This window comes from Anaerovibrio sp. (assembly GCF_045637405.1).
In the GTDB taxonomy this organism is placed as follows: domain Bacteria; phylum Bacillota; class Negativicutes; order Selenomonadales; family Selenomonadaceae; genus Anaerovibrio.
The window spans coordinates 1-21,834 of sequence record NZ_JAZTZI010000004.1 but is presented as its reverse complement, the minus strand read 5'-3'; the positions used below and the strand labels follow the sequence as shown (position 1 = coordinate 21,834).

Below are 21,834 nucleotides of genomic sequence, written 5' to 3'. Positions count from 1 at the left end.
GTGAGCGACATGGATACTTCAAAGTATATGATAATATTGAATGGTGAAATAAAAACACAAAGTGTTAGGTCATGCGAAATAAATGAGAATGGGCAAAAATATAATATTACCTTCATGAAGAATACAAAAATATATTCTTATGGGATTAGGAATGTTATTTTTATGTCAACTCCCAAAATAATAGAAAATTCACCCTATATGGTAGAAACTCCTGATGGAAAATGGATTTCTGACATTATTAGAATTAATGAATTTGATAATGATGGTGATAAGTATTGGCATATTACTTCGAAGGTCGGTTATGAGTATAGTTACAAAAAGAGCGATTTGCAGATAATAGAAAATTGCTTATCAGATACGAAGTCAGCAAAAACTTTTGATTATTTAAAGGACATTTCTCAGCTTAGCAAAATCACAAATGATAGCGGGGAAAATATTTTAAAAAAATATTATGAAGAAATCACATTTATTTCTGCAAATACTGCACTTAGTCTATATTTGGATAATAAGAGGAAACCGGAGCAATACAATATAGATAATATTATATTTCCTTTTGGCTGTAATCAGAGTCAGTATAAAGCTGTGAAAAATGCGATAAATAATCAGATTAGTGTTATCCAAGGGCCCCCAGGTACTGGAAAAACACAGACTATCCTAAATATAATTGCTAATCTGATAATAAATGGTAAAACTGTTCTTGTTGTGTCCAACAATAATGCTGCAACTGGAAATGTATTGGAGAAACTTGCAAAAGAAAAATATGGCATGGATTTTATGGTTGCACCTCTAGGAAGTGTAGCGAATAAAGAAACGTTTCTTAAAGACCAAAAGGCATATTATCCAGATTTATTTTCATGGGAAGCAGAAAAAAACATTGATATATTGTTGACTGAGATTAATGAAATTGCCCGTAAGTTGCAGTTTATATATCAGCTACAGGAAGAAATTGCTAAACTGAAAGAAAGGTATTATGAAATAGATTTGGAATATAAGCATTTTAAAGAATATGCAAATGATATTATAGTGGAGGAAATGGCTATTAAATTTCGGAGGCAGTTGTCATTAGATAGAGTTTTGTCGCTTTGGCAGGAGCTTCAAAGAATGGCGGATGATGATAAAGAGATTTCCCTGTGGTTTAAGTTAAAATGCGTGTGGTTGTATGGCATTGGTAATTGGAATTTTTATAAGCAAGAGTTAACGAAAATAATAACTGTTTTTCAAGGTTGGTATTATGAAAAGTCATTAGAGGAAATAACTATCCAATTGGACAAAGCCCAAAAAATATTAGCTGTAAATAAAGACGACTACGATAAGCAATTGGAAAGAAAATCTCTTATGTATTTAAAAGCGACTATTGCCAAAAGGTATGCTTGGAGAAATGCACGGCAAGAATTTTCAGATATTAAAGATATATATTATCGTTCAAAGGATGTGCTAAAGGAATATCCTATTGTATTAAGTACAACTTTTTCTTCTCGGACAAGTTTAGATATTAATCAAGTGCAATATGATTATGTTATTATGGACGAGGCATCTCAAGTTGATGTTGCAACGGGAGCGTTGGCGTTATCTTGTGCCAAAAATGCTGTGATTGTTGGTGATTTGAAACAGCTTCCTAATGTCGTGACTTTGGATGTTCATCAAAAAGCTGCCATTATCAGAGACAAATATAATATATGCGATGTATATGATTTTGCTAGTAATAGTTTTTTAAAATCTATAACTGAATTGATGCCAAATGTACCATCCATACTGTTAAAAGAACATTATAGGTGCCATCCAAGGATAATCTCATTTTGTAATCGAAAGTTTTATAATAATGAACTTGTGATAATGACCGAAGATGACAAGCTTGGTAAGGCATTAAAAGTTGTAAGGACAGTAGAGGGAAATCATGCCAGAGAGCACTATAATCAGAGGGAAATTGATGTTATAAAAACTGAAATTATTCCTAAGTTAGAGGTTTCGTATGATGAAATAGGTATTATCACACCATATAATGAACAAGCTAGTGCTATAAAGAAACAGATACCAGAGATATATACTGCAACTGTACATAAATTTCAAGGGAGAGAAAAAGAGGTCATTGTTCTTTCTACTGTTGATAATCAAATACGAGATTTTACAGATGACCCATATTTGCTTAATGTAGCTGTTTCCAGGGCAAAGAAAAGACTAATAGTTGTGACATCTGGTAATAAGCAAATGAAGAATGGTAATATTACTGATTTGATTTCCTATATACAGTACAATGGAATGGAAATAGTCAATAGCCGGGTTTATTCGATTTTTGATTATTTGTATTCTCAATATCGGGAACGGCGTTGGAAGCTGTTAAAAAACCAAAATAAACAATCCGCATACGAATCAGAAAACATTGCATATATGTTTTTGAAAAAAATTTTAAAAGACTATCCAGAATACGATGTACAATGCTTTCAACCATTATCAATGCTCATAAGAGATTTAAGTCGCCTATCAGATGACGAAGTTAGGTATGCAAGTCATCCATCCACGCATGTTGATTTCATGATTTATAATAAGCTTAGTAAAGAGCCTAGACTTGTAATAGAGGTAGATGGTTACCAATATCATGCTTATGGAACAACTCAGTATGAAAGGGATTTAATGAAAAACAAAATTCTTAGTACTGTGGGGATAAATATTATTCGTTTAAAAACTAATGAAAGTGGTGAAAAAGAGAGAGTATTGAAAGCGTTAGGTTGTAAATAGAACGTAATGTATTTGCCCCAAAGCAGATTTTGGTTAATCTGTTCTTTTCTTGTGCCCAGATTTTACCTATGATAAAATACTATCATGTGAGCGTAATAGTAGTATAAAGGAGTAAGGCCAGTTATGAAAATTGTTATAGGTTGTGATCATGGGGCTGTAGAGCTTAAAGAGGCGGTCCAGAAGGTCTTGGCAGAATTTAAGGATATTGAAGCAGAGGATGTAGGTACATTTGGCAACGAGTCAGTGGACTATCCTGATATTGCTGAAAAGGTATGTGGTAAAATCACCAATGGTGAGGCGGATAGAGGTATCGTTCTTTGTGGAACCGGTATCGGCATTTCTATTGCAGCCAATAAAATAAAGGGTATTCGGGCAGCTCTTTGCGGAGATGTTTTTTCTGCCCGTATGTCCAGAGAACATAATGATGCCAATGTGTTGGCTATGGGCGGCCGGGTAACCGGAGTGGGTCCCGCCGGTGAAATTGTGAGAGCTTGGGTGACTACCCCGTTCTCTAATGGTGAGCGCCATATACGCCGCATTGAAAAAATGATGGCGTTGGAAAATAAATAATACCTACCGTTTTTAAGGAGGAGTCAGTAATGAGCTTAATGGATGATTTGAAGGTTGTTGATCCCGAAATTGCTGAGGTTATTGATGCGGAATTAAGCCGCCAGCGCAACAAGCTGGAGCTTATCGCATCTGAAAATATTGTCAGCTCCGCCGTTATGGCAGCCCAGGGCAGTGTTCTTACCAATAAATATGCTGAAGGATATCCAGGCAAGCGTTATTATGGTGGCTGTGAACACGTGGATGTGATTGAGCAGCTGGCCATTGACCGCGCCAAAAAACTCTTTGGTGCTGAGTATGCCAATGTGCAGCCACATTCCGGTGCTCAGGCCAATATGGCTGTGTTCTTTGCTTTGCTGACTCCCGGAGATACTGTAATGGGCCTGAACCTTACGGACGGCGGCCATCTTACCCATGGCAGCCCTGTAAATATGTCTGGCAAGTATTTTAAGATCGTTCCTTATGGTGTAAGTGAAGGCTCTGAGCAGCTGGATTACGATGAAATTCAGAGAATTGCCAATGATTGTAAGCCAAAGCTGATTGTGGCCGGGGCTTCTGCCTATGCCCGGGTTCTTGATTTCCCACGTTTGGCGGAGATTGCCCATTCTGTAGGGGCCTATCTCATGGTGGATATTGCTCATATTGCTGGTCTGGTGGCCACCGGACTTCATCCATCCCCAATTCCATACGCGGATGTAGTAACTACCACTACTCACAAGACTCTCCGTGGTCCTCGTGGCGGTCTGATTCTTTGCAAAGATGCAGAATTTGGTAAGCAGTTTAATAAAGCTATTTTCCCTGGTATTCAGGGCGGTCCTCTTATGCATGTTATTGCAGCCAAGGCTGTGGCTTTTAAAGAGGCACTGTCACCGGAGTTTAAGGAATATGCCCAGCAGATTATAAAGAATGCCAGTGCTCTCGCCAAGACCCTTACTGAAAAGGGCTTCCGTATCGTTTCCGGCGGCACTGACAATCACCTGATGCTGGTGGATCTTTCCAATAAAAACATTACTGGTAAGGTGGCTCAGAATGTTCTGGATGAGGTTGGCATTACTGCCAACAAAAACACCATTCCTTTTGAGAAGCTGAGTCCGTTTGTTACCAGTGGTATTCGCCTGGGTTCTCCAGCCCTTACTACCCGCGGCTTCAAGGAGGATGACATGGTTGAGGTGGGCAATATTATTGCTTTGGCCTTGGATAATCCAGAGGATGAAGCAGCAAAGGCCCAGGCCCGTGAACGGGTAGCAACACTTTGTAAGAAATATCCGTTATATGAATGATAGGAAGTTTTTCCATTAAGTGGAAAAACATGAGCAATTGCGTTATAACACACAATGAAGCTTTGGGTGTGTTGAAACGCTCGATATGTATATTTTGCTTATGGCAAAATTTGAACAACTGCGTTATAACACACAATGATGTTTTGGGTGTGTTGAAACGCTCGGTATGTATATTTTGCTTATGGCAAAATTTGAACAATTGCGTTATAATGACAGGAGAATAAAAACAATCGAATCTCTAGGAGGAGAAATATGTCAGATATTAAAGCAACAGTAGTAGATCATCCATTAATCCAGCACAAGCTCACCATTATGCGTAAGAAGGATACCCCATCCAAGGATTTCCGTCAGCTGCTGGAAGAGATTGCTATGCTCATGACTTATGAAGTAACCCGTGATTTTCCACTGGAAGAAATTGATATTGAAACTCCTGTAGCAAAATGCAAGGCAAAGGTTCTTGCAGGCAAAAAGGTTGGCGTTGTGCCTATTCTCCGTGCAGGCCTGGGTCTTTTGAGCGGCGTTGTAAATATGATTCCATCTGCTCGCGTTGGCCATGTGGGCATGTATCGTGACCCTGCAACCCTGAAGCCGGTTGAATACTATTGCAAGCTGCCTGGGGATGTGGCTGAACGTACTTTGATCGTTGTTGATCCAATGTTGGCTACTGGTGGTTCTTCCGCAGCAGCGCTTACCCTGTTGAAGGAAAAGGGCGCCAAGAATATGATTCTCATGTGTCTGGTAGCTGCTCCTGAGGGTGTGAAGGTTATCAACAAGGAGCATCCAGATGTTCCTGTATATGTTGCAGCTATTGATGAATGCCTTAATGAAAAGGGCTATATCGTTCCAGGTCTTGGTGATGCTGGCGATAGAATCTTTGGTACTCTGTAATTCGAATACGGCTGATATTTCTGCCGGCTGGTGCATAATCTGTGCCGGTCGGCAGTTTTTTATATGAGGGGGGATTTTATGCAGAATTTTGAATTTTATTGTCCAACGGAAATCGTCTTTGGAAAAGGGGCTGAAGACAAGCTGGCAGACAAAATACGGCAACATGGCGGTACCAAGGTGTTTCTGCTTTATGGAGGCGGCAGTATCGAAAAAAGTGGCCTTCTGAAAAGGATTGAGGATAATCTGAACGAAGCAGATATTGAATTTGAAGCCATGGGCGGTGTTCAGCCAAATCCTGTGCTTTCCTTTGCCCGTGAGGCAACCGCAGAAGCACTGAAATTTGATGCTGATATGGTGCTGGCTGTTGGTGGCGGCAGTGTTATTGATTCTGCCAAGGCTGTGGCAGTAGGATTGGCTAATCCTGAGGTGGATATTGCGGAATATTGGGAAAAGGGACGTGAAATTGAGTCCTGTGCTCCTATCGGTGTAGTGCTGACGATTTCTGCTGCAGGCAGTGAAACCAGCGATTCTGCAGTTCTTACCATTGATGGAACCGGGAAAAAAGGTGGTGCCCACAGCGATATTATCCGCCCTGATTTTGCTATAATGAATCCGGAGCTGACCTTCACTTTGCCACCATTCCAGATTGCTTGCGGTGTGGCAGATATTCTCATGCACACCTTGGAACGGTATATTACCCATACGGAGGGAAATCTGTTCACTGATTTGGTGGCAGAGGCTCTTATGAAGAATGTGATTCAGCAGGGGCGTATTGCAGTTGCCAACCGCAAGAATTATGAGGCCATGAGTGAAATTATGTGGTGTGGCAGTGTTTCACATAATGGTTTCACAGGACTTGGCCGGGAAAAGGAATTTTCTGCCCATAAATTGGGTCATGTTTTGAGTGGGTTATATAATGTAACGCATGGTGCCTCATTAACTGTAATGTGGCCGGCTTGGGCAAAATATGTTTATGAGGACAACCCTGAGCGTTTTGCCAGATATGCAGAAAAGGTTTGGGGCGTAAATGCAGGTACTGTTTATGAGCGCTCCAGGGCAGGCATTCGTCTGACCATGGAATTCTTCGAGCAAATTGGTTTGCCAACTAACTTTACCAAGCTGGGTATTGGTGTTAAGGATGTGGCTGAAATAGAAAAGTTGGCTGATATTTGTACTTCCAACGGAACAAAGAAGGCTGGTGTCTTCCATCCAATGGACAAAAAGGATGTTATGGCTATTTATGAAAGCGTAAACAGATAAGATTTAAAATTTGCAGGGGGCCGTCAGTCGGTCCCCTTTTCTTTTTTTTAAGGCCTTATTTCACAACGGTATGGTTTACTTTTTCCTACTTGCATGCGCCTTTTATCCGTGTTATGATTAAGTGTGCTATGTTCAAAAACTATGCCTATTTTAGGAGGATTTACATAAATGGAGAAATTGATCATAAATGGTGGTAAGCGTCTCAAGGGGCGGGTAAAAATTAGCGGTGCTAAAAATGCGGTACTGCCAATTATTGCCGCCGCCCTGCTGGGACAGGAATCACCAAGCCGTTTGGAGGAGGTTCCAGCTCTTGATGATGTTCACACTCTTACTGAAGTGTTAAAGCAGCTGGGAGTTAAGGCTGAGTTTAACGCAGATAAGAATACCCTTTTGGTGGACAGCTCTGAAATTACCAGCTGTGAAGCACCTTATGATCTGGTTCGGAAAATGCGTGCTTCTTTCCTTATTATTGGTCCATTACTGGCCCGCTACGGCAAGGCCAAGATTTCCATGCCAGGTGGCTGCGCTATTGGTACCAGACCGATTGATTTACATCTCAAGGGCTTTGAGGCTCTAGGGGCAGATATCAATATTGGCCATGGCTTTATTGAGGCCCATGCACCAAATGGCCTAAAGGGAGCCCGTATCTATTTGGACTTCCCAAGTGTGGGGGCTACTGAGAACATTATTATGGCTGCATGTATGGCAGAAGGCCAGACAATTATTGAAAATCCTGCACAGGAGCCTGAGATTATTGACTTGGCCAACTATCTTAATGTTATGGGGGCCAACATTCGCGGTGCTGGTACAAATGTTATAAAAATTGATGGCGTTAAATGCCTTACAGGAAAAAATTACACCATTATCCCTGACCGTATTGAAGCAGGCACCTATATGGTGGCTGCGGCTATGACTAAGGGTGATGTATTTATTGAAAATGCCATTTCTGAGCATTTAAAGCCTGTTATTGCCAAGCTGAAGGAAGCCGGCGTAACTATCGAGGAGCATATTGACGGTATTCGGGTAACCTGTGATAAGGTCACAAAGGCCGTGGACATCAAGACCATGCCATATCCTGGCTTTCCTACTGATATGCAGGCGCAGTTTATGGCTATGCTGACGGTGTCTGAGGGGACCGGCATGGTTACCGAAACAGTATTTGAAAATCGCTTCATGCATGTTGATGAGCTGAAATGCATGGGAGCCCATATTAAAATTGATGGTCGCACCTCCACTGTTGAAGGCGTGCCTACTCTTACCGGCTGCCAGGTTAAGGCTACTGACCTTCGTGCCGGTGCGGCTATGGTCTTGGCCGGATTGGTGGCTGAAGGTGAAACTGCCGTTGGTTATATCCATCACATTGACAGAGGGTACGATAATCTTGTGGCAAAGCTCATTGGCTTGGGCGCTGACATTCGTCGTGTGGATGTCTGAGAAAAAGGAGTACTGAATGAACACAACTAAACTCGATCTTTCCATCATTGGTATTGTAGGTCTGGTGCTATATTTGCTGGGAAACTGGGCCATTGCAGTAACAGATCCTGTTGAGTCTAACTATACCCTTACCGCACTGGAAATGCTTCGCTCCGGGGATTATGTATCCCCAAGAATTTACGGAAATTACTGGTATGATAAACCAGCCTTTTTCTACTGGGAGCTTATAGTAGCTTATAAGCTGTTTGGCGTTAATGAATTTGCTGCACGATTTTTCCCAGGGGTATTTGGTGCTCTGGGATTAATGCTGACATATCTTTTTGCCAAGAACATATATGACCGTAAGACTGGTCTTATGGCTGCCGGTATTTTGGGGACCTGCTTTGAATATTGGCTCCTCTCAAAAACAATTATCACGGATTTGACGCTGTTTGTTTTCTTCAATGGCGTTTTGATGGCCTTCTATTTGGGGTACAGTACCGGCAGGAGAAGCTGGTATTATCTCTGTTATATTCTGGCGGGGCTTGCTACTTTGGATAAGGGCCCTATCGGAATATTGCTTCCGGGTTTTATCATACTTGTTTATCTCTGCATCAGGCGAGATTTTAGGGAAATTCTCAGACTTAAATGGATTTCCGGATTGATCATGTATATTATTACTGCCGGAAGCTGGTATTATGCCATGTATACCATCCACGGCATGGATTTTGTAAATAACTTTCTTGGCGTTCACAACTTCCTTAGAGCTACCCAGTCAGAGCATGAGCAGTGGAATGTTTGGTGGTACTACACCATGATTTTCTTTGCGGGCTGTTTGCCTTGGTGCTGGACGTTGCCAGCGGCAATTTGGAAAGTAATCAAGCGGCAGCAGCTGCCACAGCTTGATATGCCTGCAGGCTTTCTGCTGACCTGGGCACTTATTGTAAATATTTTTTATCAGTGCATGGCAACCAAATATACCACCTATACCTTACCGGGGCTTTTACCTATTGCTATACTAATGGCATGCTATCTCTACAAAAGAGAAACTCTGGTAAAACGTACTGTGGCTGTAATGCTGGTAGTTTATGTTGTACTTACCTTTGCGGTGGCAGCACCTGTATGCAACACCAAGGGCTATTCCTTCAAAAATGTGGCGGCAGTGTACAAGGACCAGATTAAGGATGATGATGTGCTGATAATGTATGGTGACTACAGAACATCAGCGGTATTTTATGGTGATAAAATTGCGTATAAGGTGGAGCGTGCTGAGTCCATTCCGGGGATGCTTCCAGACGGTAAGAGCTGGAATGCCAAGAACGTGATGCCATTTATGGCCATCGAAGAAATACCAACGGACAAGAATGTATATCTGATTCTTCAGGAAAAAGCCTTTAATCAGTTTGATAAAGAGTTCAATCCGGCTGAATGGCAGTTGCTTGGAGATGTGGAATACGCCAGAGTATATCTGCGTAAAGCAAAATAACAAAAAAATTCCCTTAGTGTAAGCTGAGGGAATTTTTTTATATGATGCAAAATTTGATGGAATTTGTAAATCTCCTTGATTTTTCCTTTATAATGGTGTAAATTTTATGTCAGTGTATTTATAACTGTCAAGACACCTGTGTAAGGAGATGTAATGTATGATTTTAGACAGATTGGAAAGGATGCCTGTAGGCTCCTTTCATTATAAGTTGTTACTGGTAACAGGGCTAGGATGGCTATTTGATAGCATGGACACTGGCCTTATAGCCTTTGTACTTCCTGTACTTGCCAAGGAATGGGGCTTGTCCCCTGAGCAGATGGGCTGGATCGGAAGTATTGGCCTTATTGGTATGGCTCTTGGTGCTGTTATTTCCGGGACCTTGGCTGACCGCATTGGGCGTAAGAAGGTATTTACCATTACAGTTTTGATGTATGCTCTGGCTACCGGTATGTGTGCCCTGGCCTGGAGCTATGAGTCATTGCTGTTTTTCAGATTTTTGGTTGGTTTTGGTTTGGGTGGTGAGTTGCCTGTGGCTGCAACTCTCATGTCTGAATACGCCCCAACAAAACTGCGTGGGCGTTTTATCGTACTTTTGGAGAGCTTCTGGGGAATTGGCTGGCTGGTGGCTGCCTGCATCTCTTATCTGATCATTCCTCAGTTTGGTTGGAAAATAGCATTTGTAATCGGTACTTTGCCTGCTCTTTACGTGTTCCTCATCAGACTTCACATGCCTGAGTCTGTACGATATCTTATTTCAAAAAATAAGATTGAAGAGGCCAAGGAGATTATTCTTGACCTGGAGAAGAAGCTACACGTAATAAGCCAGCCCTTTGAAAATGCTCTTACTGCAGCAGAAATAGGAAGTGCCAATGAAAAGACACCTGGTCCATTAAGCCTTTTCAACAGAAATTATATGAAACGTACTATTATGCTGTGGTTGGCATGGTTTGGAATTGTTTACAGCTACTATGGTATTTTTATGTGGCTTCCTTCCATCGTGTTCCAGCAGGGCTTTGCCGTGGTCAAGACCTTTGAGTACGTTTTAATAATGACAGTTGCTCAGTTGCCGGGATATTATTGTGCCGCATGGTTGGTGGATGTGATTGGCAGAAAGTATACTCTGTCCATATTCCTGCTTATGAGTGGTGTAGCAAGCTACTTCTTCGGAAATGCAGCTTCTCCTGAGACACTGCTCTTATGGGGAGCGACCATGTCCTTCTTTAATCTTGGTGCCTGGGGCGTTATTTATACCTATACTCCGGAGCTGTATCCGACATCTATTCGTGCCTTGGGCAGTGGCTGGGCCGCCGGCTTTGGTCGAATCGGAGGTATGATTGCTCCTGCATTAGTAGGTATCATGCTGGCAAATCAGCTGGGAATCGGAAATGTATTTCTTATGTTTGCCGGTGTCCTTATAGTGGTTTCTCTGGTGGTTTTGACCATGGGTGTGGAAACCAGACAGCGTCAGCTGGAGGATATCAGTTTTACATCAGATTTATTTAAAATTGACAAAGATAATGTAGAAAGTGTACAATAACACTGTTGCGGATGTAGCTCAGATGGATAGAGCATCTGCCTCCTAAGCAGAGGGCCGTGGGTTCGACTCCCGCCATTCGCACCAGATGAAAATAACCTCGAAGCTAGTGTTTATGCCGGCTTCGAGGTTTTCTTTTTTGCTGTATGAATTGACTTTGTACCTTTGTCACAAAAATTATATAATAATTGTGGTAACAATTATTGAAGGGAGGGCTTATATGAAAATAACTTTAATGTGCAAAGATATTCCTGTTTGCAGTTTTAATATAGATACCGTTTCTGGTTGGATTCAAGACAAGATTGCTACAATTAATGTGGAATATTTGCCATTATCCGTTCAGTACAGTCATGATAGCACCTCTGCATTGAAAAACTGGATTGATAACCGTAGTGTTTCGGTAAACCGCAAGGATTTGGCTGCTATGCTGAATGCCTATGGTGTAGAAACGCCTGCAGCAATTTCATTTAAGAATCTTGGCCTTAATCTTTCAGACCAGTACTGGTTCAAGCCTGAAGACTTTGAGCTGGACTGGGAAGATGTGAATCTGTTTGAAAATGATTTCAAAAAGCAGAGTTTCAAATCAATAAAATTTGGAGAATCAAGTTATTCACCAGATAGCAGTTCAAACGGTGAACTGCCTAAGTTTTGGTGCATTGAAGATAACAAGCGTATTTTGTATAAAGAGGGGACTGCGCCATACGACCAACAGCCTTATAACGAGGTATTTGCTTCAAAGCTGTTGACAGAACTAGGATTGCCTCATGTAGACTATAAATTGGTTTATGATGATGAGGCAGAGCAGGCTTATTGCACCTGTGAGACTTTTATAACTCCGGATACTGAATATGTACCTGCGTTAGAAGTAAGAAGTGTCTTACCAAAATTGAACCATGAGGACACTTATCAGCATGTTCTGAGGTGTATGGAAAAACTGGAGATAGTGGTGGAGCCAAAAGAAATTGATAATATGCTGGCCTTTGATTATCTGATTCATAATTCAGACCGTCACTATGGTAATTTTGGTTTTATCAGGGATGTAAATACTCAGAAATTCCTGGGTATGGCTCCAATATTTGATAATGGAAACAGCTTATGGTATCAGAAAATCAATAAACAGATGAAATTCCGTAAGCAGCCTTCAAAGCCATTTAAGGAAACACAGGAGGAGCAGTTAAAACTCATAAAGACCGCAAACCTTGAACTGGATAAACTTTCTCCTGATAAGGTGGATGCTCTAATAGATGAAGTATTTACAGCTAACCCACTATTTGATTTGGAGAGATTAGAGCAGTTGAAATACAATTTGAGGTACACAAGAAATAACATTATAGAACATCAGAAATAATCTCATACATCAAAAAGGCCGTCCGGTATAATGATATGCTCCCCCTATGATGACAGTTTTATTTTTTACTGTCTCCCATAGGGGGAGCATATCAGGCTGCCTGACGGCAGCACCATTTTCCTTTTTAAATGTGCAGTATGTCCAAAGAGTGGCTTAGTATGATATAATGAAGCAGGTGATAAGTGTGAAAAAGTACGACTCTCATGGAAAACCATTCGAGTATCCAACCCTTGTTTTGAATAAGTCGGAATATGTTAAAATAATAAGTGAAATAAACAGCAATTACGACTTATACAGAGGTAAGAAGATTGCGTTCCATTCTTCTGTCGGAGAGGATAATTGTTTTTACATGTATTATTTTGAGAACCATGGATTTAACGATTACAATATCATTGACAGATTTGGATTTTAGCAAGGAGGGTTATTATGGAAGAATTATACAATAGATTAAATGCTGTGCCGGATGCATATTCTTCTTTCGTATTAGGCGTAATAATTTATGTAAAACAAAAGCCTGAAAGATTGAAAAAAGTCATGGATTTCTTAAAAACATCAGATAGTCTTACATCCTCTGAGATTGGCGAGTTTATCGTATCTCAGCCTGATTTCCATGAATTTGGTGCCAGCAGACAGCAGGAAGAAGCAAGTTAATTCAAAGGTATCACCCCCGCCAAAGGTTAACATTGGCGGGGTTTTATTGTGTCTTCTTTATTGTTTCTCTACAAGGCTTTGATACATTTTCATCAGCTCAGCCACATATTCAGATTACTTCATTGTATGCCAATCAAATCCTTATTTTATAAACTATTATGAATAATTATAAAAATATTATGCGATAGCAAATGACAATTATGCTAAAATTAGTTAAAGGGGGTATAAAAATGAGTAGAAAAGTGATTTTGTTAGTTCTTGTGGCATTGTTGTCTGCGTTTGTTGTGCAAAATGCCACTATACAGAGTGTAAATGCACGCTATATAGACGAAGTTCCTGTCCCTAACAGTAAAATTCTACATAAGTATGTATATTTTGATGAAGCACGTAATTATTTTATGCCATCTTTTTTGGCTGGAAACAAAGGCGGTTCAGTAGTAGATTTATCTTCTGTTAGCGAAAAGGAACCAGGTGTATATATAGCTTTAAAATCGCAATGGTGGTATAAAGATGATTATATTGAACCAAATGGGTATGTCTATATAAAGACATTAGATGAAAAGAACAACAAGTATCAATACGGATTTGCCAAAACATCATATGGGCCAGACAGATGGTTTTATCTGTCTGGCCCATATGATGTTTTGGATGTTCAGGTGATTATTAAAAAAGCTAAGGAGAAAGGATCTGCTAATAACAACAGTCAAAATACACAACCTAAAGTAGACCCTACAACAGTTGATTTGATGAAGTGCTGGCAGGAAGATGTTGATGCGTGAACTTTAGAGGATGGCAGTATGTTGACTATATATGATGGTATGCCTGAAGCAGAGGTAAAAAATAATTTTATACATTGGCAGGTTAAGAATTATGAGTATCACCCAGAGACAAAATCTTCGCTAGAATATATCAGCTATTCAATGGAACGTGGTAATAATCAATTACGTGAAGTCCTGCGCATTTATAAAATTCCAGATCAAAACACTGTAGTACCTTTGAAGATATTAAGAATCGCATAGGAAATAAAACAAGGTAAAAAAGCATCTTTTGAACCCTATTTTGAACCACATTGAACCTTCATAATATATTATTTGCTTAAGAGATGTATAATATGAAAGAAAATGCGTATATATAATGGAAGAAGAACAACTAAAATATGAAATATACAAAATGTTTTTCGAGCAAAACATCTCCTAAGCAGAGGGCCGTGGGTTCGACTCCCGCCATTCGCACCAGATGAAAATAACCTCGAAGCTAGTATTATACTGGTTTCGGGGTTTTTCTTTTCCCTAAAGTAGGAAAGAATTCCTGTTATGCAAAAACTGACAGAATTTTTTGTAAAATCTCTTGCAATTTGCATAATAAGGTGCTATTCTCAGAGTAAGGAGATTTGTATACAAAATACAAGAACGTACAAAAAGAAAAAACAAGGTAAAAAAGGAGAGAATAAGATGAGAAAAGAACATGACTTCTTAGGCGAATTGGAAGTTCCAGATGATGTTTACTATGGTGTACAGACTTTGCGTGCTATTGAGAACTTTAAAATTACTGGGCAACGGGTAGACAGTGATTTTGTTCAGGCAATGGCAAAGGTAAAGAAAGCCACTGTATTGGCCAATTTGTCCACAGGTCGTATGCCTGAAAAAATTGGTAAAGCTCTGATTCAGGCCGCTGATGAAATTATTGATGGTAAGCTGTTGGATCAGTTCCCTGTGGATCCTATTCAGGGCGGTGCCGGTACTTCCTTTAATATGAACATGAATGAGGTACTTTGCAATCGTGCTTTGGAGCTGACTGGTGAGGCTAAGGGTCGGTATGACATTATTTCTCCAAACAACCATGGTAATATGGCTCAGTCCACCAATGATACATTCCCAACTGCTATTAAGGTTTGTCTGAATTATAAGGGCAAGATTTTGATTAAGTCCCTGAATCGTTTGGTTGATGAGCTGGAAAAGAAGGGTGAGGAATTTAAGGACATCGTTAAGATGGGCCGTACTCATCTGCAGGATGCTGTTCCAATTACCCTTGGTCAGGAAATGTATTCTTATGCTTCCTCTATTCGTCGTGGTATAGAGCGTATCCAGCATGCCCTTGATACTATACATTATGTAAATATGGGTGGTACTGCTGTAGGTACTGGCCTTAATGCGGAGCCACAGTATATTATTAATGTTGCCAAATCTTTGAGTGAGGTTACTGGTGAAACCTATAAGACTGCTGACAACATGATTGATGCCACCAATAATACTGACGGCTTTGCTGATGTTTCTTCCGCTTTGAAAAACACTGCATTAGTAATTATTAAGATGTGTAATGACTTCCGTATGATGGCCTCTGGTCCTCGTTGCGGTTATTACGAGTTGAAGCTGCCTATGCGTCAGCCAGGCTCCTCCATTATGCCAGGCAAGGTAAATCCGGTTATCGCAGAGGTATTGAATCAGACCTGCTATCAGGTTATCGGCAATGATCTTGCTGTTACCTTAGGCGTAGAAAATGGTCAGTTTGAGCTGAATGTTATGGAGCCTGTTATGGCCTTTAATATGTTCAACTCAATTAATTATCTCACTAATGCGATTGATGGCTTCGTTGACAAGCTCCTGTTGAAGCTGGAGCCTAATAAGGAGCAGTGCCAGATGTGGATTGACAGAAGTGTGGGTATCGTAACTGCACTGTTGCCTCATGTAGGCTATGAAAATTCTGCTATGATGGCCAAGGAAGCATATAATACCGGGCGTCCTATCAGAGAGGTTGTTTTGGAAAAGGGCCTCCTCACCAAGGAAGAAATCGATAAGATTCTGGCCCCAGCAGCCATGACCACTCCAGGTATTGCCGGAAAAGATTAAGAGCCTAACTTTCAACCAATACAATTCCTTTTACAGAGGCAGCCTCTCATTTTGAGGGGCTGTCTTTGTGTTGTGGAAATTAAAAGACAAAAAAGTCCTAATTTTAAAGAATAATCAGCAGGAATATTTTGTTAAGTAGAGAATTCTATAAAATGACTTAAATTGTAAAATTGTGGTATAATTACAATATATGGGAAAGGGAGGTGGCATAAATGGCTGATAAGTTAAAAATCCTTATTACTGATGATTCAAAGCTGCTTAGAAAGAAGCTCCGTGCAGAATTGGAGCTGCTAGGCTGTGAAGTCATTGAGGCAGAAAATGGCAAGGAAGCCATTATGAAGGATCTTCAGGAGCAGCCAGATGGTGTCATTCTTGACATCGTTATGCCGGAGGTTGGAGGTATTGAAGCACTCCAAGTAATAAAAGAGGTTAATCCTGATATACCTATTATCATGCTTTCTTCTGCTGGAACATCCCAGAAGTTGAAGGAGACTTTGGAACTGGGAGCCTTGGATTTCATTCAGAAGCCATATACTTCTGATCAGATCAGACAGGCTGTTGAGAGAATCCGCAGAAAGGTTGAGGAGAATGGGAAATAGATACTTTTCGCAGTATTTGTTAAATACCGGTGTTTTGGAATCCAGCAATATCGGTTATGTAATGCCCAAATCAGCCCACGCTGTTCCTCAGTTGCATGTTTTGGCTGTTCAAAAAGGTTTGTTGTCAGATGCACAAATTGATGAACTGGCAGGTTCAGATGATGCAGCCAAGACAATCGTGGAAAAGGCTTTTTTGTCCGTCGACCAAGTGGCATCCTTAAAGGATGAGAGTCCGGACAGGGCAGCCAAAATGGCCCAGGTTTTGCTGGATGAAAAGCTGGCAGATATAAAGACTTTGAACCGTTGCTTCCGTGAAAGTGCCCCGGAAGCTGTGCATCCTGTTGTTGATGCAGTAAAGAAGATTACCCGTACGTACGATGGACTGAACCCTGTAGATGATGCCTATGGAAAATATGCAGAGATGTTCGTAGGTGCATTGCAGCGATTTATGGACACGGATGCGGTTGTCCTTACTGAGCCGGCTGAGCCGGTCATTGAAGATTCTCTTATTGTGTCCCAGAGTATGGGAGGTGCCATTTCGGTGTCTGCTGCTATTCTGACTAACGAGGATTCCTTTTTGGAGATGGCAAATCGATACAGTGGCGAAAAGTTTGATAACATTGATGAACTTGCCGAGGATAGTCTGGCGGAGTTCGTAAATGTAATTAATGGCTTGTACATTGTCGAGCAGTCAGGTCAGGATGTGGACATGGATTTGGATACGCCAAAGATTGGGCGTAATTCCTGCCCTATGGCCAGCAGCTTAGTGGCCATGCGGATAGTGACGGATTTTGGCTCCTTTGTGCTTTATCTGGCAGAGGATGAATTCATGTATTAATAGGATGAAGCTTAATACAGTTAGGGGAAGTAAGGGCTTTTTCAGTATATAAAAGTCCTTTACTTTTTTTGCAAAAAAAGTTGTTGACAAGTTACTTTTTATTTGTTAAACTATGTCTTGTCGTGATGAGCCGACAATAACTGAATAGTTTTTATACTTATTCAAACAAGTGGAGAGTTGTCCGAGTGGTTGAAGGAGCACGCCTGGAAAGCGTGTGTACGGGTTACTGTACCGAGAGTTCGAATCTCTCACTCTCCGCCATTTTTATATCTTAAAATAAGTTGTTTTTTTACAAGCGGTCTTTCTAAGATTGGACCGCAGTGTCTTGGTCTCGCGCAAGGCAGCCTCATGAACCTCGTCAGGTCCGGAAGGAAGCAGCGATAAGTGAATCGTTGTCTGTGCCGTGAGGTAGCCTGGGTACTGTGGCCCAATGTTGGAAAGACTTTCCTTACCTTTTAGGTAAGGCTTTTTTTGTGCCGAAAAATAGACCGGTATGGTATAATAACCATGTATGTTTAGGAGGTGCAGGAATATGGCTTATATGGCCCTATATAGAAAGTGGCGTCCTGATAATTTTGCCAATCTGGTAGGACAGGACCATGTTAGTCGGACCTTGGCAAATGCCATCAAAAGCGGCAGAATAGGACATGCCTATTTATTTACTGGTCCTCGGGGTACTGGTAAGACCAGTACGGCAAGGATTCTGGCTAAGGCCCTTAACTGTGAGCAGGGCCCCACTATTGAGCCCTGTAACCAGTGTGAGTCCTGTCGGCGGATTAATTCCGGCAGTTCCATGGATGTGTTTGAAATAGATGCTGCCTCAAACCGTGGTATTGATGAAATACGCGATTTGCTGGATACGGTGAAATTTGCGCCAGTGAATGGCCGCTTCAAGATATATATAATAGATGAGGTTCACATGCTTTCCAAGGATGCCTTCAATGCACTCTTGAAGACGTTGGAGGAGCCTCCTGAGCATGTGGTATTCATTATGGCCACTACTGAGATTCACAAGGTGTTGCCTACCATTCAGTCCCGTTGTCAGCGCTATGATTTTAAGCGTATTACCGTGGATGATATTTTTAACCGATTAAAAACAGTAGTTGAGGACATGGACATAAAGGCTGATGATGACGCCTTGCGTATGATTGCCGTCAAGGCTGATGGTGGTATGCGTGATGCCCTTAGTATCCTTGATCAGTGCATTGCCCTTTCGGAGCAGAGTCTGACTATAGACAGGGTCCAGCAGCTTTTGGGCCTTGTGGGCAAGGAATGGTTGGATAAGCTGGTAGGTGCACTGCAGTCTAAGGAGGCCGCAGCTGTGCTTACTATGGTGGATGAAATAATTCGGGCTGGAAAGGATTTGCAGCAGGTTCTCGGAGAGTTGGGAATACATTTTAGAGGACTTATGATATTTAAGGCGGCAGGTCTTGTTGATGGTGTAGATTACTACAGCCAGACAGATGAGTCTATCAAAAAACAGGCCGCGGGCTTTACTCAGGAACAAATCATTTGGATAATTCGTCGCGTTCATGAGGCTGCTAATGAGGTTAAATGGTCTCCACAGCCACGAATCGCAGTGGAGGCAGCATTACTGGAAATTTGTCAGCGGGATAATCTTATGAATGTCGCTGGTACAACTGATAAAGCTTCAACTGTCCAGCCGGTGGATGATGGCCGTATTGCCCAGCTGGAGGCAAAATTGGCCCGTATGATGGGGATGCTAAAGAGCGGCGGGGCTTCCGGGAATGGTGTATCCGGACCGGCTCCGGTTGCTGCAACACATTCGGCAGCGAAGGTGACTAGCGCCACAGCCAAACCAATTCAGGTGGCAGCCAATATTACTGAAGACGGTGTGGAGCTTTGGCAAAGAACGCTGGATAATCTCAGGTCTACAGGCAAAGAACAGGTTATGGCCTGTCTTCAGAATTGTACATTTATGGGATTAAATGATGTACAGTTTGTGCTTGGTACTCCAAGGGGGGTTATAAAGGGCCTGTTGGAGCGCATATACAGAAAAAATATCGAGGAGGCTTTCAATGGTGTTAGTGGACTGAATCTTAGTCTGGTTTGCCAGGAGGTGGAAACGGTTCCGGAGCCAACACCAAGAAAAGGGGATATTCAGGAGGATGTGCCCCCACCAACGGATGACGATTTTGGTATCAGCGAGCTGCAGGATGATGAGAAGGAACGCCTTGATAAAGCAGTGGATGTGTTTGGGGATGGCTTTGTTCACCCTGAGGATTTGCAATAGTTTTGAATTTGACGCATAATCTATATTTTGATAGCATTAGCGTATGATGTTTACAAATAATTATTCGTATTTTTTAAGGAGGAATAAATTAATGTTTGGTGGTATGGGTGGCATGAACAACATGAACGGCATGATGAAGAAAATGCAGAAGCTCCAGAAGCAGATGACTGCAATGCAGGAGGAGCTGAAGCAGAAGACTGTAGACGTAACTGCAGGTGGTGGTGCCGTTAAGATTACCATGAATGGTGAGAAGGAAGTAAAGGGGATTGTAATTGACCCGGCTGCAGTGGATCCTGAGGATGTAGAAATGCTCCAGGACTTGTTGGCAGCTGCTTTCAATGAGGCTTCCAAGAAGGTGGATGAAATGATGGCCAGCGAGATGGGCAAGCTCACTGGTGGTCTTGGTCTGCCTCCGGGGATGTTTTAATCAATGCAGTATATAGCTCCCTTGGCAGAACTAATTGAGCATTTTCGCGCCCTGCCCGGCATTGGCAACAAGACTGCAGTGCGGTTGGCCTATCATGTTTTAGATATGGATATGGAAAAGGCCAGAGGTTTGGCTGGTGCTATTATGCGTGCCAAGGAAAAAATAGGTTATTGTAAGGTTTGCTTTAATTTAAGTGACGAGGACCCTTGTCATATATGCAAATCTGAAAATCGGGATCATTCTGTTATTTGTGTGGTGGAGCAGCCTCAGGATGTGGCTGCCATGGAAAGAATGCGGGATTTCAAGGGCGTATATCATGTACTTCACGGTGCATTGTCACCTCTTGAAGGGGTTGGCCCGGAAAATCTCAAAATCAAGGAGCTGATAAACAGGCTTCAGGATGACAGAGTGAAGGAAATTATAATGGCTACGAACCCTAATGTGGAAGGTGAGGCAACTGCAATGTATATTGCCAAGTTGCTAAAACCAATCGGGGTGAAGGTTACTCGTATTGCCCATGGCTTGCCGGTGGGCGGCGATTTGGAATACGCTGACGAGGTTACCCTTTCCAGGGCCATGGAAAATAGAATTGAATTGTAATCTTAGTTACAGGCTGGCGTAAGTCAGCCTGTAAATGTTTTGGAGGAAATACTATGCTTACTTTTTTAGGATTTGTAGCGTTGGCCGTCTGTATTTATATTATTGGCAAGCTAATAGCTCTGCCATTTAAAATTATCAAAAACATTGTGGTGGGACTTATTGTTGGCTCTGCAGCCATTTGGGCAGTAAATCTCTTTGGCATGGGAATAGAGATGAACGTGGTGAATGCCCTGATTGCCAGTGTGGTAGTTTACATAATCTCATCATTTATTTAAAAAATTAAAATTTATGTTGACATCTAAAACAAAAACCTGTAATATAGGACAAGTCGTCGCCAATAACGCAGAGATGGACAGTTAAGGTAACGGCATCCAGTATAGCTTGTGCAAAGTGATGTTAAATAGTTTTTAAAAAATTTAAAAAACTGCTTGACAGATACCTATGAAAAAAGATATACTAAACAAGTCGCCTCACGAAGCAAGAGCTTCTGAGAAAGATTGTACACGAAGTAATTTTTGGTCGTAGCGAGGCGCGACGCAGCAAAACGACGAAGACGTACACAAACTGGTACGTCGAGGAATTTTGCAAGGAGCAACAAAGCTACGGACAAAAACGACGAGTGTGGTGTTCTTTGAAAACTAAACAATGCAACAGGAATCATGCACACATGATTCAAGCCAGATGAATTGGTAATGTTTTTTAAAACATTAAACATATAAAACCAAGAAATTCCTTTATTAAAAGGTAATTCTAAAAACTTTAAGAGCCATTCAGGTTCTTCAAAATATTTTTTTGGAGAGTTTGATCCTGGCTCAGGACGAACGCTGGCGGCGTGCTTAACACATGCAAGTCGAACGGGAAGACATTTCTAACACCGAGCTTCTAAGTTGGTGTTACTCTATAGACAGCGTCGTGAGAGCTCGAAGAGCCTCACCACACTTTATTAAAGAGATTAACACTTTTAGCAGTTGGGTGTTAGAAATGGATTCTAGTGGCAAACGGGTGAGTAACGCGTAGGCAACCTGCCCTTCAGATGGGGACAACATTTCGAAAGGAATGCTAATACCGAATGACGTACATTGGTCGCATGACCGATGTACCAAAGGCCGG

Annotated in this window: 19 protein-coding genes, 2 tRNA genes, 1 rRNA gene and 1 other RNA gene; all 23 read left to right on the top strand. The window is 41.5% G+C overall.

Annotation, left to right across the window (positions count from 1 at the left end; translation table 11 throughout):
• The first annotated feature begins 9 nt into the window (after positions 1-9).
• On the top strand, positions 10-2,733 hold the full coding sequence (locus ACKI5G_RS00585) for an AAA domain-containing protein (protein ID WP_407396633.1): 2,724 nt from the start codon (positions 10-12) through the stop codon (positions 2,731-2,733).
• Between the two features lie 123 nt (positions 2,734-2,856).
• A complete protein-coding gene (rpiB, locus tag ACKI5G_RS00580) occupies positions 2,857-3,303 on the top strand; it encodes a ribose 5-phosphate isomerase B (RefSeq protein ID WP_407396631.1) in 447 nt (148 codons plus the stop codon).
• A 29-nt stretch (positions 3,304-3,332) separates the two neighbouring features.
• Positions 3,333-4,580, top strand: coding sequence for a serine hydroxymethyltransferase (gene glyA / locus ACKI5G_RS00575; RefSeq protein WP_407396629.1), 1,248 nt, complete (start codon positions 3,333-3,335; stop codon positions 4,578-4,580).
• A gap of 252 nt (positions 4,581-4,832) precedes the next feature.
• Entirely contained in the window at positions 4,833-5,468 is a 636-nt protein-coding gene (gene upp, locus ACKI5G_RS00570) for a uracil phosphoribosyltransferase (protein WP_407396627.1), read from the top strand.
• Between the two features lie 78 nt (positions 5,469-5,546).
• On the top strand, positions 5,547-6,728 hold the full coding sequence (locus ACKI5G_RS00565; RefSeq protein WP_407396625.1) for an iron-containing alcohol dehydrogenase: 1,182 nt from the start codon (positions 5,547-5,549) through the stop codon (positions 6,726-6,728).
• Between the two features lie 168 nt (positions 6,729-6,896).
• Positions 6,897-8,162 carry a UDP-N-acetylglucosamine 1-carboxyvinyltransferase gene (gene murA / locus ACKI5G_RS00560; protein WP_407396623.1) on the top strand — a complete coding sequence of 422 codons (1,266 nt, stop codon included), beginning with the start codon at positions 6,897-6,899 and terminating at the stop codon, positions 8,160-8,162.
• A gap of 16 nt (positions 8,163-8,178) precedes the next feature.
• Positions 8,179-9,627, top strand: a complete 1,449-nt coding sequence (locus ACKI5G_RS00555) for an ArnT family glycosyltransferase (protein ID WP_407396621.1) — start codon at positions 8,179-8,181, stop codon at positions 9,625-9,627.
• Between the two features lie 157 nt (positions 9,628-9,784).
• Positions 9,785-11,164: an MFS transporter gene (locus tag ACKI5G_RS00550; RefSeq protein ID WP_407396619.1), complete on the top strand. Its 1,380-nt coding sequence runs from the start codon at positions 9,785-9,787 to the stop codon at positions 11,162-11,164.
• 7 nt (positions 11,165-11,171) lie between these two features.
• Positions 11,172-11,248 (top strand) — tRNA-Arg (locus ACKI5G_RS00545).
• A gap of 133 nt (positions 11,249-11,381) precedes the next feature.
• A complete protein-coding gene (locus ACKI5G_RS00540; protein WP_407396617.1) occupies positions 11,382-12,509 on the top strand; it encodes a HipA domain-containing protein in 1,128 nt (375 codons plus the stop codon).
• 426 nt (positions 12,510-12,935) lie between these two features.
• A complete protein-coding gene (locus ACKI5G_RS00535) occupies positions 12,936-13,160 on the top strand; it encodes a hypothetical protein (RefSeq protein ID WP_039211717.1) in 225 nt (74 codons plus the stop codon).
• Between the two features lie 230 nt (positions 13,161-13,390).
• Complete coding sequence (locus tag ACKI5G_RS00530; RefSeq protein ID WP_407396615.1) at positions 13,391-13,939, top strand: hypothetical protein; 549 nt, start codon at positions 13,391-13,393, stop codon at positions 13,937-13,939.
• Between the two features lie 18 nt (positions 13,940-13,957).
• Positions 13,958-14,179: a hypothetical protein gene (locus ACKI5G_RS00525; protein ID WP_407396613.1), complete on the top strand. Its 222-nt coding sequence runs from the start codon at positions 13,958-13,960 to the stop codon at positions 14,177-14,179.
• A 432-nt stretch (positions 14,180-14,611) separates the two neighbouring features.
• The gene (locus ACKI5G_RS00520) at positions 14,612-16,006 is read left to right on the top strand and encodes an aspartate ammonia-lyase (RefSeq protein WP_407396611.1); all 1,395 of its coding nucleotides are present in this window, start codon (positions 14,612-14,614) and stop codon (positions 16,004-16,006) included.
• A gap of 212 nt (positions 16,007-16,218) precedes the next feature.
• On the top strand, positions 16,219-16,605 hold the full coding sequence (locus ACKI5G_RS00515) for a response regulator (protein WP_407396609.1): 387 nt from the start codon (positions 16,219-16,221) through the stop codon (positions 16,603-16,605).
• Positions 16,595-17,443: a chemotaxis protein CheX gene (locus ACKI5G_RS00510; protein ID WP_407396607.1), complete on the top strand. Its 849-nt coding sequence runs from the start codon at positions 16,595-16,597 to the stop codon at positions 17,441-17,443. Before ACKI5G_RS00515 ends, ACKI5G_RS00510 begins: the two co-directional genes overlap by 11 nt.
• 171 nt (positions 17,444-17,614) lie before the next feature.
• Positions 17,615-17,704, top strand: a tRNA-Ser gene (locus ACKI5G_RS00505).
• A 61-nt stretch (positions 17,705-17,765) separates the two neighbouring features.
• Positions 17,766-17,865: signal recognition particle sRNA small type (ffs, locus tag ACKI5G_RS00500), an RNA gene on the top strand.
• 110 nt (positions 17,866-17,975) lie between these two features.
• Positions 17,976-19,697: a DNA polymerase III subunit gamma/tau gene (gene dnaX / locus ACKI5G_RS00495; RefSeq protein WP_407396605.1), complete on the top strand. Its 1,722-nt coding sequence runs from the start codon at positions 17,976-17,978 to the stop codon at positions 19,695-19,697.
• Between the two features lie 91 nt (positions 19,698-19,788).
• Positions 19,789-20,124: a YbaB/EbfC family nucleoid-associated protein gene (locus ACKI5G_RS00490; protein ID WP_027397871.1), complete on the top strand. Its 336-nt coding sequence runs from the start codon at positions 19,789-19,791 to the stop codon at positions 20,122-20,124.
• A gap of 3 nt (positions 20,125-20,127) precedes the next feature.
• Positions 20,128-20,724, top strand: coding sequence for a recombination mediator RecR (gene recR / locus ACKI5G_RS00485; RefSeq protein ID WP_407396602.1), 597 nt, complete (start codon positions 20,128-20,130; stop codon positions 20,722-20,724).
• A gap of 53 nt (positions 20,725-20,777) precedes the next feature.
• Positions 20,778-20,999, top strand: coding sequence for a pro-sigmaK processing inhibitor BofA family protein (locus tag ACKI5G_RS00480; protein WP_407396600.1), 222 nt, complete (start codon positions 20,778-20,780; stop codon positions 20,997-20,999).
• A gap of 514 nt (positions 21,000-21,513) precedes the next feature.
• Positions 21,514-21,834 (top strand): 16S ribosomal RNA (locus tag ACKI5G_RS00475); the annotation flags it as partial.